Below are 12691 nucleotides of genomic sequence, written 5' to 3'. Positions count from 1 at the left end.
CGCGGGTGGCCAGGCAGTTCAGCGAGCCCGGGCCGTAGAAGTAGATCGCGGACTCGAAGCCCTTCCGCAGCGCCCGGGTGGCCTGCAGGATCGCCACGAAGCTCACCGAGGACTCGTGCGCGATGCCATGCACCAGCGTGAAGTAGGTCTCGCCGTTCTCGGCCTGGTAGTCCGGGAACACCTTGGTGCCGCCGTAGATCGACGACCCCTCGGGCATCGACGGGTGGGCGATCTCCTCGAGGCTCTGCTTCTCGAGATCGGTCAGGTCGGCCATGTCGGCTCTCGTCCTTCCGGGACAGTCGGTCGATCGGTGGGTGGAGCGGGTGGAGCGGTGGAACCTCTCGCAGGTCACGCCACGGCGTGTGGCGCGACCCGGTCCTCGTCGGCGAGCCCCATGTCCTTACGGGCGGCCTCCGGGAACGTGCTGGTGGGCGTGCCCGCGAGCCGGAGCAGGCCGTCCGCGGCGGCTCCACGGCGGCGGAGCTCGACGATCCGGCCGAGCAGGTGCTCGGCGTCGGCGGCGACGCCGGAGAAGCGGCCTGAGCCCCAGGTGTACTGCCAGGGCAGGCCGAGGAGGTACAGGCCGGGCCGGCTGGTGACGCCGCGCTCGTGCGTCGGGTAGCCGCGGCCGCCGGCCCCGTCGAGGTTGGACCGCAGGTCGGCGGCGAACCGGACCCGGCCGTGGGCGATGCCCAGCAGCCGGCCGTGCAGCTGCATGCCCTCGAGCGCGAACCTCCGCAGGTCGATGTCCCGCCCGCCGTCCCGCCGGTGCAGCTGCTCGGGATTGCGGTAGTCCGAGGAGTGCAGCTGGGTCACCGCGTCCGGGAGCCGTTCGGCCGTCCGCGGCACCCGCGGCACCTGGTACGGCCCGGTCGCCTGCCCGCCGCCGATCACGACGACGGGGTGGTGTGTCCCGTCCAGCCGCCGCTCCTGCTCCGCCACGCGGGACAGTCAAGCGAGGACCCGTGTCCGGGGCGTTTCCCCCGGAACACGGGCGCGTGAGGCGCTGTTACCGCCCGGTTGCCGATCCCGCCTGCCGGCGGCCGAGCCGGGAGTGCGAACGGCCGTACACGAAGTAGACCACGAAGCCGAGCGCCATCCACACCAGGAACCGCAGCCAGGTCTCGACGCTGAGGTTGAGCATCAGCCACAGGCACGCGAGCACCGACAGGATCGGGACCAGCGGGACGAGGGGGGTCCGGAAGGCCCGGTGCAGGTCCGGCCGGGTCCGGCGCAGGACGATCACGCCCACCGACACCAGCACGAACGCGAAGAGCGTGCCGATGTTGACCATCTCCTCCAGCGCGCCGGCCGGGAAGAAGGTGGCGACGGCGGCGACGACGGCGCCCACGAGCACGGTCGCGCGCACCGGGGTGCCGTGCGAGCCGGTCCGCGCGAGTCCGCCCGGCAGCAACCCGTCGCGGGACATCGCGAAGAGCACCCGGATCTGGCCGAGCATCAGGACCATGACCACCGTCGTGAGGCCGACGATCGCCCCGACGGAGATGACCGCCTCGGCCCAGGTCACGCCGAGCTCGCCGAACGCCGTGGCGAGGGTGGAGTTCTCGTCGAGCTGCCGGTAGCTCACCATCCCGGTCAGCACGAGCGCGACGGCCACGTACAGCACGGTCACGATGGCGAGGGAGCCGAGGATGCCCCGCGGCAGCGACTTCTGCGGGTCGCGCGTCTCCTCGGCGGTGGTGGCGACGACGTCGAACCCGATGAACGCGAAGAAGACCAGCGAGGCCGCGGCGAGCAGGCCGTAGATGCCGTAGGTGCTGCTGGCCCCGCCGCCGAACAGCGACAGCAGGGACTGGGTGAGCCCGGAGTCGCCCTCGCCGCCGGGCGCCGCCGGCGGGACGAACGGCGTGTAGTTCTCCGCCTTCACGTAGGCGAAGCCGACCACGATGACCAGCAGCACGATGCCGACCTTGATCACCGTGAACACGGCGCTGACCCGGCTGGAGAGCTTGGTGCCTATCGCCAGCAGCGTCGCGAGCACCGCGACCAGCAGCAGGGCACCCCAGTCGAAGGCGAAGAAGCCGCCGAGGGAGAAGGAGGTCGGCACCTCCAGCCCGAACACCGACAGCACCTGGTTCAGGTACTTCGACCAGGCCTTGGACACCACGGCCGAGCCGACCGCGAACTCCAGCACGAGGTCCCAGCCGATGATCCAGGCGACCAGCTCACCGAAGGTGGCGTAGGAGAACGTGTAGGCGCTGCCGGCCACCGGGACGGTCGAGGCGAACTCGGCGTAGCAGAGCGCGGCGAGCCCGCACGCGATCGCCGCGATGACGAACGCGAGGGAGACCGAAGGGCCCGCGACGGTGCCGGCCGTGCTGGCCGCGAGGGTGAAGATGCCGGCGCCGACCACGACCGCGACGCCGAAGACGATGAGGTCCCAGGTCGTGAGGTCCTTGCGGAGCTTGGTGTCCGGCTCGTCCGTGTCCTGGATGGACTGCTCCACGGACTTCGTGCGCCAGATCCCACGACGCTCACCCACGGTCGCCATGGCCCGGGAGGTTACGGGGATGTGTTCGCCGCGGCATTCGCTGGCGGGCGTGGGTCGTGGATGCGGACGGCCCCTCGACCGTCCGCATCCACGGGGCGTGCTGAGCGCCGGGAAGCCTCAGCGGAGGATCTCGTCGACCGGGCGGAAGGCCAGGTCGTGGGCGCGCGCGACCTCGGCGTTGGTCAGCTCGCCCGCGTGCGTCGACAGGCCCTGGGCCAGGGCGGCGTCGCTCCGCAGCGCCTCCCGCCAGCCCCGGTCGGCCAGCCGCGTGATGTACGGCAGGGTGACGCTGGTCAGGGCGTGGGTGGAGGTGTGCGGCACCGCACCGGGCATGTTGGCCACGCAGTAGAAGACGGTCTCGTGCACCCGGAAGGTCGGGTCGGCGTGCGTGGTCGGCCGGGTGCTCTCGAAGCACCCGCCCTGGTCCACGGCGATGTCGACGAGCACCGCGCCGGGCTTCATCCGGGCCACCAGGTCGTCGGACACCAGGGTCGGCGCCTTCGCGCCGGGCACCAGCACCGCGCCGATCACCAGGTCCGCGTCGAGGACCGCGCGCTCGACCGCGTAGGCGGTGGAGTGCACCGTCTCGACCCGGCCGGCGTAGCGGGCGTCGAGCGCGCGCAGCTTGTCGAGGTCGAGGTCGAGCACCGTCACCCGTGCCCCCATCCCGACGGCGATCTGGGTGGCGTGCGAGCCGGACACGCCGGCGCCGAGGACCACGACGTGCGCCCGCGGCGCGCCGGGCACGCCGCCCATCAGCACACCGCGCCCCCCGGCGGCGCTGAGCAGGTGGTACGCGCCGACCTGGGGCGCGAGCCGGCCCGCGACCTCGCTCATCGGTGCCAGCAGCGGCAGCCGGCCGTCGGCGGTGCGCACGGTCTCGTAGGCGATCGCGGTGGTGCCCGCGGACAGCAGCGCCTCCGTGCACGGCCGGGACGCGGCCAGGTGCAGGTAGGTGAACAGGGTGAGGTCACCGCGCAGCCGGTGGTACTCGCTCTGCACCGGCTCCTTGACCTTCAGCAGCAGCTCGGCGGAGTTCCACACGGCGTCGGCGTCGGCGAGCAGCTGGGCGCCGGCGGCCTTGAACTCCTGGTCGGGGATGGACGAGCCGAGGCCCGCCCCCTGCTCGACGACGACCTCGTGGCCGCGCCGCACCAGCTCGTGCACGCCCGCGGGCGTCAGGGCGACCCGGAACTCGTTGTCCTTGACCTCGCGCGGCACCGCGATCCGCATGACCCGTCCTCTCCTCCCGATGACCGGCTGCGCGACCGGCTGTCTGCACCCAAGTATCGAAGAAACAGCGTCCCTGTAGGAACACGACCGCAGGAGATTCTGTACTCTGCGTCCATGCCCGAAGGATCCACGACCGGATCGGTGTCGAGGCCCGGCCGGCCGAACGATGTGCGGCCGCCGCTCGACCCCGTCGACCGCGCGATCCTGGCGGAGCTCGAACGCGACGCACGGATACCCAACAACGCGCTTGCCGAACGCGTCGGGATCGCGCCGTCGACCTGCCTCACCCGGGTCCGGGCGCTGCGCGAGCGCGGGGTCATCCGGGGTTTCCACGCCGACGTCGACCCGGCGGCGACCGGCCGGCCGCTGCAGGCGATGGTGTCGGTGCGGCTGCAGGCGGCGGCCCGGCGCCGGATGCGGGAGTTCGAGGAGTTCGTGACCTCGCTGCCCGAGGTGCGGGACTGCTTCTTCCTCGCCGGGGTGGACGACTACCTGCTGCACGTCGCGACGGCCGACTCCGCCGCGCTGCGGGACTTCGTGGTGGCGCTCAACGGGCGGGACCAGATCGCCAACACGCAGACCAGCCTGATCTTCGACCACGTCCGGCCGCGGCGCGGGTACTGACCGCGCCCTACGGTGGTCGGGTGGCCACCCCGCTCCGCCTCGACCGCGCCTTCCCGCTGCCGCCGCGCGACGCCGTGGTTCGCCTCCTGGACCGCGATCTCTACGCCGACCGGCTCGCCGCGGTGGGCGGGCCCGGGGCCGAGCTCCACGCGTTCGAGCGCGAGGGCGACCGGCTGCGCATCGTGCTCCGCCAGGGGGTGCCGGCGGCCTCGCTGCCGGCCTCCGTGCGTCGCTTCCTCGCCGGGGCGCTGGTGCTGGAGCGGGAGGAGCGCTGGGAGATCGCGGCGGAGCGGGCCGACGGCCGCTTCACCCTCACCGCCGCCGGCGCGCCCGCCGGGGCCGAGGGCGCCCTGACGATCGGCGAGGACCCGTCCGGCAGCGCGCTGCGCATCGACGGCGAGGTCGAGGTGCGGGTGCCGCTGCTCGGCGCGGCGATCGAGGCCGTCGTCGCCGAGCGGGCCCTGGCGCTGATGACCGAGGAGATGCGCTGGACCGCGGAGCGCCTCGGCGGCTGAGGCCTGGCTGCTGAGTGCCGGCAGGTGCTGGTCAGCGGCCGGAGGTGCTGGTGAGCGGGCCCGGAGGTCGTGGTCAGGTGGGTGTGGCGCGACCTTTGCAACGCTCGCGCATCCGCGCTCAGCGGAAGGCGACGGCCGGGTAGCCGCGGTGCTCGGAAGTGCTGGCCAGGTGGGTGTGGCGCGACCTTTGCAACGCGCGCGCATGCGCGCTCAGCGGAAGGCGACGGCAGGGTAGCCGCGGTGCCGGAATCGCTGGCCAGGTGAATGTGGCGCGATCTCTGCAACGCTCGCGCATCCGCGGGCAGCGGGGAGGCGACGGTTGGCCGAGCCGCCGTGGTCGAGCCGCCGTGGCGACCCACGTCGAGACGACCGGCAGGGCGGCGTCCGAGCGAGAGAACAGCCCTGGTGCTCATCTCGGCCGACGGCGGGAGCGCACGCCCGCGGATCCGGAGCGGCGGTCGGAGTGGCTCGGACGGCGGTGCGGCGCACGCCGGACCTGGCTCTGTCCGCGGCGCCGGCCCTGCACGCGGATCGGCGAGCACTGCAAAGGTCGCCGAAAGGGGCACCCCGACCGGGCGCCAGAGGAGCCGCCCTGCACCCGGATCGGCCAGCACCGCAAAGGTCGCCGAAAGGGGCACCCCGACCGGGCGCCAGAGGAGCCGCCCTGCACCCGGATCGGCCAGCACCGCAAAGGTCGCCGAAAGGGGCACCCCGACCGGGCGCCAGAGGGGCCGCCCTGCACCCGGATCGGCCAGCACCGCAAAGGTCGCCGAAAGGGGCACCCCGACCGGGCGGAGAGGGCCGGGCCTGGACGAACCTGGCGACGGTGTTCGGCGCGACGCAGGCCTCCCGCCCCGTCCGGCGGACGGACCGCCCGGGGCCGACCGGCGAGGGGACGGGCCGCCCGGGGCTGACGGACCCCCGGGCCCCGGAGCTCAGGCCTGCTGCAGCCGCGAGCGGTCGAGGTCCGGCTCGAGGTAGATCACCCGGGCGTCCGGCACCGCCGCGCGCACCCGCGCCTCCGCGTCGTCGATCGCGCGCGCCACGGTCTCGACCGACGAGCCGGGCGGCAGCGCCAGCTTCGCCGCGACCAGCAGCTCCTCCGGGCCGAGGTACTGGGTCTTGATGTGGATGACGCGCTCGATCTCCGGGCCCTTCTCGAGCTCCTCGACGATCCTCGACAGCACCGGCCGCGTCGCGCCCTCGCCGATGAGCAGGCTCTTCATCTCGACGATGAGGATGATCGCGATGACGCCCAGCAGGACGCCGATGCCGAGGGTTCCGACGGCGTCCCACACCGGGTCGCCGGTGAGGACCGACAGGCCGACGCCGAGGAGCGCGAACACCAGGCCGACCAGGGCACCGGTGTCCTCCAGCAGCACGACCGGCAGCTCCGGGACCTTCGCCTGGCGGATGAACTGCCACCAGGTCCCGTCACCCTTGAGCGGGCGCGACTCGTGCACGGCGGTGCGGAACGAGTAGGTCTCCAGCCCGATCGCGACCACCAGGATGACGACGGCGACGAGCGGCGAGGTCAGCGGCTCGTGCGACTCCAGCTTGTGGATGCCCTCGTAGATCGCGAAGACCGAGCCGAGCGTGAACAGCAGCAGCGCCACGATGAACGAGTAGAAGTAGCGGTCCCGGCCGTAGCCGAAGGGGTGCTCCGGGGTCGCCGCCCGCCGGGCCGTGCGGCCGCCGAGCAGCAGCAGGCCCTGGTTCGACGTGTCGGCGACCGAGTGGACGGCCTCCGCGAGCATCGACGACGAGCCCGTGACGAGGAAGCCCACGAACTTCGCGATCGCGATTCCGGCGTTCGCTGCGAGCGCCGCGAGGATCGCCTTGGTACCGCCCTGTGCCGACACGTTCGCTCCCTGGGTCCGAATTGTGCGGCGGAAGGATATCCGGATGCCCGCGGCTCAACCGTGCGCGTTCACGGGTCGGGTCAGAGACCGTCGCCGGCGAGGTAGAGCTGGGTGCCCGGCGCCGCGCTCTCGACCTCGACGCCGGTGTCCCTCGCGGCGAGGAACAGCGCCCCGCCCTTGGGCAGCTCGAGGACCTCGGTCCCGGCCCGGACACACGCCTTGCCGCCGGTGGCCAGCAGGATCCGCGCACCGCCGTCGGGCACGGGGAGGCTGCCGGTGAGCCCGTCGTCGGACTGCCAGGTGCGCAGCAGGAACTCCTCGGCGGGCGTGTCGTAGCGGGTCCACGGCCCCTCGGGCTGGCCGGTGTGCACCGGCGGCGGCCCGGAGGTGAAGTCGAGGACGCGCAGCAGCTCGGGGACGTCGACGTGCTTGGGCGTGAGCCCGCCGCGCAGCACGTTGTCCGAGTTCGCCATCAGCTCGATGCCGGCGCCCGCGAGGTAGGCGTGCAGGTTGCCCGCCGGCAGGTAGAGCGCCTCGCCCGGGGTCAGGACCACCCGGTTGAGCAACAGGGCCGCGAGCACCCCCGCGTCGCCGGGGTAGCGCTCGGAGAGCTCCAGCGCGGTCCGGGCCTCCAGCGCCCAGTCCCCGCCCGACGGGTGGTCCCGGGCGGCGAGGGCGACCGCACCCTTCTGCAGCGCCGGGACCAGCTCGTCGAGCATGGCCTGAGGCAGCGTGATCCAGGTGGTGAACAGCGCGCGCAGCCCGTCCGGGCCGGGCTGGGCGGCCAGCAGCTCGACGTGCGGGGCCAGCTCGGGCACGTCGAGCGCGCGGAGCAGGCCGAGGGTCTCCATCGGGTCCCGGAACCCGACGAGCGCGTGGAACTCGGTGAGCGCGCAGATCAGCTCGGGCTTGTGGTTGGCGTCCCGGTAGTTGCGGTCCGAGGCGTCGACCGGGATGCCCGCGGCGTTCTCCCGCGCGAACCCCTCCCGCGCCTGGTCGAGGCTCGGGTGCGCCTGCAGGCTCAGCGGCTCGTCCGCGGCCAGGACCTTGAGCAGGAACGGCAGCCGGCCCTCCCAGCGCGCGCTGCGCTCGGCGCCGAGCAGACCCTCCGGGTCCCCGGTGAGCACGTCGAGCAGCGACGCGCGGCCCCCGTCGGGGCGCACGATCCGGGACGGGTCGCCCGGGTGCGCCCCCAGCCACATCTCCGCCTGCGGATGCGGAGACGGCACCGACTCGCCGAGCAGGTCGGCGATGACCGTGCGCGAACCCCACGCGTACGGCCGGACCGGGTTCTCCAGCAGCTCCAAGGCACTTCCTCGCTTCGTGCGGCGGTCGGCCCGTCAGGCCGGTTCGATGGCCCGGGTGGCCAGGCCGAGGTAGACGGCGGCGATCTCCAGCCGGGAGGCCAGCAGGGCGGCGCGCAGCAGCACCGCGTCCCGGGTGCCGCGCGGGACCTCGTCGACCGGGTGCTGCAGGTCCGCGGGCCAGCCCCGGCCGGTGCGGCGCACCGCGACCTGGGCCGGGTCCTCCTCGGCGGTCGCGAGCAGCACGACGCGGACCGGCGGCGCGTCCGGCCCCGGGTCGTCGAACGGGTCCCGGAAGATGTCCTCCCCGCGGTCGGCCAGGTCGACGGCCCGGCGCAGCGCCGTGGCCGAGGCGGCCTGGACGATGTCCGCGGAGTGGGCCACCACGCCGGCGTGCGTCGCCAGTGCCGTCGCCCCGTGCCCGGCGACGGCCGTCGCGGCCGGGTCGGCGCCCCAGAGCAGCGGGGTGCGCTCGGCCAGCCGCAGCGCCAGGGACTTCGCCGGGTTCATGAAGGGCTCGTGGTTCGGCTGGTTGCGCTCGGCCTCGGCGTCGAGGGCGTCGGCCAGCGGGTCGAGGGCCGGGTCCAGTCCGCCCGGCCACAGACCCAGCGCGGTCACGACGGTCAGCCCGACGGCGAGCGCCCGCGGCAGGTCCAGCGCGGGCGGCACCGGGATCCGGGGCTCGACGAACCGGGCGCGGCCGGCGCCCGCGGAGGCCACCGGGCCCTCGGCCGGGGCGGAGAGCACCACCTCGGCCCCGCGCCCGACGGCACGCGACACCGACTCGGCCAGCTCGACGTCCGCCGAGTCGGCGGAGTGGGCCAGCACCACGTCGAGCGGGCCGATCCACCCGGGCACGACGTCCGCCACCACCATCGGGACCGGGCACTGCGGCCCGAGCAGCGCCCCGACGATCTCCGCCGCCGCGCCCGACGAGCCCGGCCGGCGCAGGAACACCAGCGCCCGCGGGCGGTGCCCGGCCAGGCCGGCGACACCCGCCTCGGCCGCGGCCTGCGCCGCCGAGCGGACCTGGGCCCCCGCGGTCGCCGCCGCGCGCAGCACCCCGCCGGTGTCGGCGGAGGCGAGCGCGGCGGGGTCGGCGAGCAGGGTGTCGTCGAGCACGGTCGTCACCCGGGATTTCCGGTGTTCTCGGGGTCCTCGGCGGGCGGCGTGGTCTCCGGCGGCAGGGCCTCGTCGAGCAGCAGCACCGGGATCCCGTCGACGACGGGGTAGCGACGGCCGCAGGCGGTGCACACGAGCTGGTCCGCCACCGGCGTCAGGGGCGCGTGGTCCTCCGACGGGCAGGCCAGGATCTCGAGCAGCTGGGGGTCGAGCTGTACGGCCACGGTTCTCCTCACCTCACGTGCCGTTGATGCTGCCAGGGCGCGGGCGGGCGCGCCGGGTCCGTCCGGGGTACCCGTGCGGTCGCGACCGATCCGGGATGATCGGTCCGCGACCCGGCGGTTGGCCGCCCGCCGCGCTCAGGCGCGGACGATCGCGAGGACCTCGTCCCGCAGGGCCGCGACGGCGGCGTCGTCGGCGGCCTCGACGTTGAGCCGCAGCAGGGGCTCGGTGTTCGAGGCGCGCAGGTTGAACCAGGAGCCGTCCGGGAGGGCGACGGTGAGGCCGTCGAGCTCGTCGAACTCCACGCCGGGCCGAGCGCCGTAGGCCTCACGGACGGCGGCGACCCGATCGGCCTGGTCGGCGACGGTCGAGTTGACCTCGCCGCTGGCGCTGTACCGCTCGTACGCCGTCATCAGCCCGGACAGCGGCTCCCGCTGCCCGCCCAGCGCCGCCAGCACGTGCAGCGCGGCCAGCATGCCGGAGTCGGCCTTCCAGAAGTCCGTGAAGTAGTAGTGCGCCGAGTGCTCGCCGCCGAACACCGCGCCGGTCTCGGCCATCGTCTGCTTGATGAACGAGTGGCCCACCCGGGTCCGCACCGGGGTGCCCCCGTGCTCGCGGACGATCTCCGGCACGGCCTTCGAGGTGATCAGGTTGTGGATCACCGAGGCGCCAGGTGCCTTGGCCAGCTCGCGCACGGCGACCAGCGCGGTGATCGCGCTGGGGCTGACCGGCTCGCCCCGCTCGTCGACCACGAAGCAGCGGTCCGCGTCCCCGTCGAAGGCCAGGCCGATGTCGGCCCCCTCCGCGACGACGGCCTTCTGCAGGTCGACCAGGTTCGCCGGGTCGAGCGGGTTCGCCTCGTGGTTGGGGAAGGTGCCGTCGAGCTCGAAGTACAGGGGCACCACGTCCAGCGGAAGACCGCCGAGGACCTCGGGCACCGTGTAGCCGCCCATGCCGTTGCCGGCGTCGACCACCACGCGCAACGGTCGGATGTCGCCGAGGTCGACCAGGCCGCGCAGGTGGGCGGCGTAGTCGGCGATCAGCGTGCGGTGCCGCACGGTGCCGCCGCCGGGGCCCGCGGGCACCCCCTGCTCGACGGCCTCGCGGATCGCGGCGAGCCCGGTGTCCTGCCCGATCGGCGTCGCGCCCGCCCGGCACAGCTTGATGCCGTTGTACTTCGCGGGGTTGTGGCTGGCGGTGAACATCGCGCCGGGCACGTCGAGGCTGCCGGCGGCGAAGTAGAGCATGTCCGTGCTGGCCAGGCCGATGTCGAGGACGTCGAGCCCCTGGCCGGTCACGCCCTCGGCGAAGGCGGCCGCCAGCCCCGGCGAGGAGTCCCGCATGTCGTGGCCCACCGCGATCTCGGTGACGCCGGGGTCCTCGGCGCGCAGCAGACGGGCCACGGCCGCACCGACCTCGCGGACCGTGCCGGCGTCGAGCTGCTCGCCCACGACGCCGCGGATGTCGTACGCCTTGACGATCTGGGACAGGTCGGGCACGGGACCGGAGCCTAGCGGGCGGCCCCGACGGCCCGCGGGACGGCCGCGACCACACGCACCGGTCGCGCGACGGAGGGTGACGCGCGGTGGGGCCCGAGGTCAGTCCTCCGGCGGGGTGGGCAGCACGCGCAGGTGACCGCGGCGCCCGGTGGTGGCGCCCGGACCGGCGGTGACGGTGGTGGAGGCCTCGATGGGCCGGTCGGCCCGGCCGGCCTCCCGGACGGCCTCGGCGAGGGCGGTCAGGTCGTCGTCCGTGTGCTGCGGCGGCGCGAACTCGCCCTCGAAGCGGACGACCTCCCAGCCGCGGGGGGCCGTGAGCCGGTGGGCGTGCGCGGTGCACAGGTCGTAGGTGTGGGGCTCGGCCTGGGTGGCCAGCGGCCCGACGACCGCGGTCGAGTCCGCGTAGACGTAGGTGAGAGTGGCCACCGCGAGCTCGGTGCAGCCGCTCCGCGAACACCTCCGGACACTCAGCACGTCCCCGACGATAGCCCCCCGCGCCGACGGTTCCCGGCTGCGACGCGCGGGGCGGCCCCCACCCGCACGGGCGCGGTACGGACGGGCGACGGCATCGTCGCGTCGGGACGGCGGCGGCGACCCGGGCCGTACTATCGACGGGTGACGACCGCGCGCCGCATCCCGCGCCGCTCCCCCCGCCGGCGTGATCGCCGGGGCCGGGGACTGCGCGGCCTGCTGTACCCGGTGACCACGCCCTCCTTCCGCACCCGGGCCGAGCGGTTCGACGCCCGCGTGCTCGAGGCGCTCGAGCCGATCGAGCTGCGCTGGGGCCCGGAGCTGGTCGACCTCGACCTGGCCGTGGACGAGGTGCCGGAGGTCGAACGGACCTCCCCCGAAGAGGTCGTGTGGGGCACGGGGGTGCTCGCCGACGCGGGCGTGCCGCTGGCCCAGCTGGTGCCCGCCGGCGTCGACCAGGCGGGGCTGCCCTCCCGGGCGCGGATCGTGCTCTACCGGCGTCCGCTCGAGGCGCGCGCCCGCGGCGGCGCCGACCTGGGCGACCTGCTGCACGAGGTGCTGGTGGAGCAGGTGGCGGAGTACCTCAACATCGAGCCCGACGCCGTGGAGGGCGGGGCGGACTGAGGCGGAGCGGACTGAGGCGGAGGTGGTCCCGGCACGCGAGAGCCCGGACCGTCGCCGGCTGCGGGCACGCAGCCGGACACGTGTCCGGGCTCGGACGAGGGCGGGCCGCGATGCCCGCCCTTCGGTTCCTCCCCCGGCGCTGCTGCGTGCGCCGGGAGCGGATGACGTACCTGTGCGACCGTGTGGAGCTCTGTTGCCCGGTCCGCCGACCTCAGCCGGCGGCCCGGCGCAGGCGACGACGCTCCCGCTCGGAGAGCCCGCCCCAGATGCCGAACCGCTCGTCCTGCGCCAGCGCGTACTCCAGGCACTCCGCCCGGACCTCGCACCCCGCGCAGATGCGCTTGGCCTCCCGCGTGGAGCCGCCCTTCTCGGGGAAGAACGCCTCCGGATCCGTCTGCGCGCACAGCGCGCGTTCCTGCCAGTCCTGCTCGCCGTCGTCCTGACCGTCGACCAGTGTGTCGATCAGCCGCAGCCCCTCCGTGGGGCCGATCCCGAAGTTCTCCGGAGCGCCCACCGCCACTCCGATCGGATCGCTGATCGTGCCCGCCCCCGTGACGAACACGGTGTCCGTGAAAACGTCCACTCGCCCACCTCCCCGCGCCCGGCGAATGACACCGCTGTAAGTACAGCGGTGTCGGTCGGTTCCCCGCAACCCGGGGCTGCCGACCGGGTGACGGGTTCCACCCCTTCGGTCGCCCGTTCG

At 74.3% G+C, this 12691-nt stretch carries 14 protein-coding genes; 3 read left to right on the top strand and 11 right to left on the bottom strand.

Translation table 11 applies throughout. From position 1 onward, the window contains the following. From ABD990_RS32070 to ald, 4 genes are all read right to left on the bottom strand, one after another. Positions 1–274, bottom strand: a 274-nt coding sequence (locus ABD990_RS32070) for an MSMEG_0572/Sll0783 family nitrogen starvation response protein (protein ID WP_345384550.1), incomplete at its 3' end; no start/stop codon positions are given. A gap of 74 nt (positions 275–348) precedes the next feature. Continuing rightward, positions 349–942, bottom strand: a complete 594-nt coding sequence (locus ABD990_RS32065; protein ID WP_345384549.1) for a hypothetical protein — start codon at positions 940–942, stop codon at positions 349–351. Between the two features lie 67 nt (positions 943–1009). Beyond that, entirely contained in the window at positions 1010–2512 is a 1503-nt protein-coding gene (locus tag ABD990_RS32060; protein WP_345384548.1) for an amino acid permease, read from the bottom strand. A gap of 117 nt (positions 2513–2629) precedes the next feature. Next, the gene (gene ald / locus ABD990_RS32055; protein WP_345384547.1) at positions 2630–3745 is read right to left on the bottom strand and encodes an alanine dehydrogenase; all 1116 of its coding nucleotides are present in this window, start codon (positions 3743–3745) and stop codon (positions 2630–2632) included. 114 nt (positions 3746–3859) lie between these two features. Between ald and ABD990_RS32050 the strand changes: the two genes are divergently transcribed. Together ABD990_RS32050 and ABD990_RS32045 are read left to right on the top strand one after the other, a co-directional pair. Further along, a complete protein-coding gene (locus ABD990_RS32050) occupies positions 3860–4369 on the top strand; it encodes an Lrp/AsnC family transcriptional regulator (RefSeq protein ID WP_345384546.1) in 510 nt (169 codons plus the stop codon). Positions 4370–4389: 20 nt separating this feature from the next. Beyond that, positions 4390–4884, top strand: a complete 495-nt coding sequence (locus ABD990_RS32045; protein ID WP_345384545.1) for a DUF2505 domain-containing protein — start codon at positions 4390–4392, stop codon at positions 4882–4884. A 935-nt stretch (positions 4885–5819) separates the two neighbouring features. Here ABD990_RS32045 and ABD990_RS32040 read toward each other — a convergent pair. The 6 genes from ABD990_RS32040 to ABD990_RS32015 all read right to left on the bottom strand — a co-directional run bounded on the left by ABD990_RS32040 (position 5820) and on the right by ABD990_RS32015 (position 11367). Beyond that, the gene (locus ABD990_RS32040; protein ID WP_345384544.1) at positions 5820–6746 is read right to left on the bottom strand and encodes a cation diffusion facilitator family transporter; all 927 of its coding nucleotides are present in this window, start codon (positions 6744–6746) and stop codon (positions 5820–5822) included. 80 nt (positions 6747–6826) lie between these two features. Further along, positions 6827–8053 carry a mannose-6-phosphate isomerase, class I gene (gene manA, locus ABD990_RS32035; RefSeq protein ID WP_345384543.1) on the bottom strand — a complete coding sequence of 409 codons (1227 nt, stop codon included), beginning with the start codon at positions 8051–8053 and terminating at the stop codon, positions 6827–6829. Positions 8054–8086: 33 nt separating this feature from the next. Further along, the gene (locus ABD990_RS32030) at positions 8087–9181 is read right to left on the bottom strand and encodes an SIS domain-containing protein (protein ID WP_345384542.1); all 1095 of its coding nucleotides are present in this window, start codon (positions 9179–9181) and stop codon (positions 8087–8089) included. Beyond that, positions 9178–9396 (bottom strand): Trm112 family protein, encoded by a 219-nt coding sequence (locus tag ABD990_RS32025; protein ID WP_345384541.1) that lies wholly within the window; start codon positions 9394–9396, stop codon positions 9178–9180. Before ABD990_RS32025 ends, ABD990_RS32030 begins: the two co-directional genes overlap by 4 nt. 135 nt (positions 9397–9531) lie before the next feature. Then, on the bottom strand, positions 9532–10893 hold the full coding sequence (locus ABD990_RS32020) for a phosphomannomutase/phosphoglucomutase (protein WP_345384540.1): 1362 nt from the start codon (positions 10891–10893) through the stop codon (positions 9532–9534). A 99-nt stretch (positions 10894–10992) separates the two neighbouring features. Further along, on the bottom strand, positions 10993–11367 hold the full coding sequence (locus tag ABD990_RS32015) for a DUF3499 domain-containing protein (RefSeq protein ID WP_345384539.1): 375 nt from the start codon (positions 11365–11367) through the stop codon (positions 10993–10995). Between the two features lie 141 nt (positions 11368–11508). On the opposite strand from ABD990_RS32015, the gene ABD990_RS32010 reads away from it, so the two are divergent. Then, positions 11509–11988, top strand: a complete 480-nt coding sequence (locus tag ABD990_RS32010) for a metallopeptidase family protein (RefSeq protein WP_345384538.1) — start codon at positions 11509–11511, stop codon at positions 11986–11988. A 211-nt stretch (positions 11989–12199) separates the two neighbouring features. On the opposite strand, the gene ABD990_RS32005 is transcribed toward ABD990_RS32010, so the two are convergent. Next, complete coding sequence (locus ABD990_RS32005) at positions 12200–12460, bottom strand: WhiB family transcriptional regulator (protein WP_345384555.1); 261 nt, start codon at positions 12458–12460, stop codon at positions 12200–12202. Between the last annotated feature and the right edge of the window lie 231 nt (positions 12461–12691).

The organism is Pseudonocardia yuanmonensis, from assembly GCF_039542425.1.
In the GTDB taxonomy this organism is placed as follows: Bacteria; Actinomycetota; Actinomycetes; order Mycobacteriales; family Pseudonocardiaceae; genus Pseudonocardia; species Pseudonocardia yuanmonensis.
Note: the sequence above shows the minus strand (reverse complement) of the source record. Positions and strands in the feature narration are given on the sequence as shown.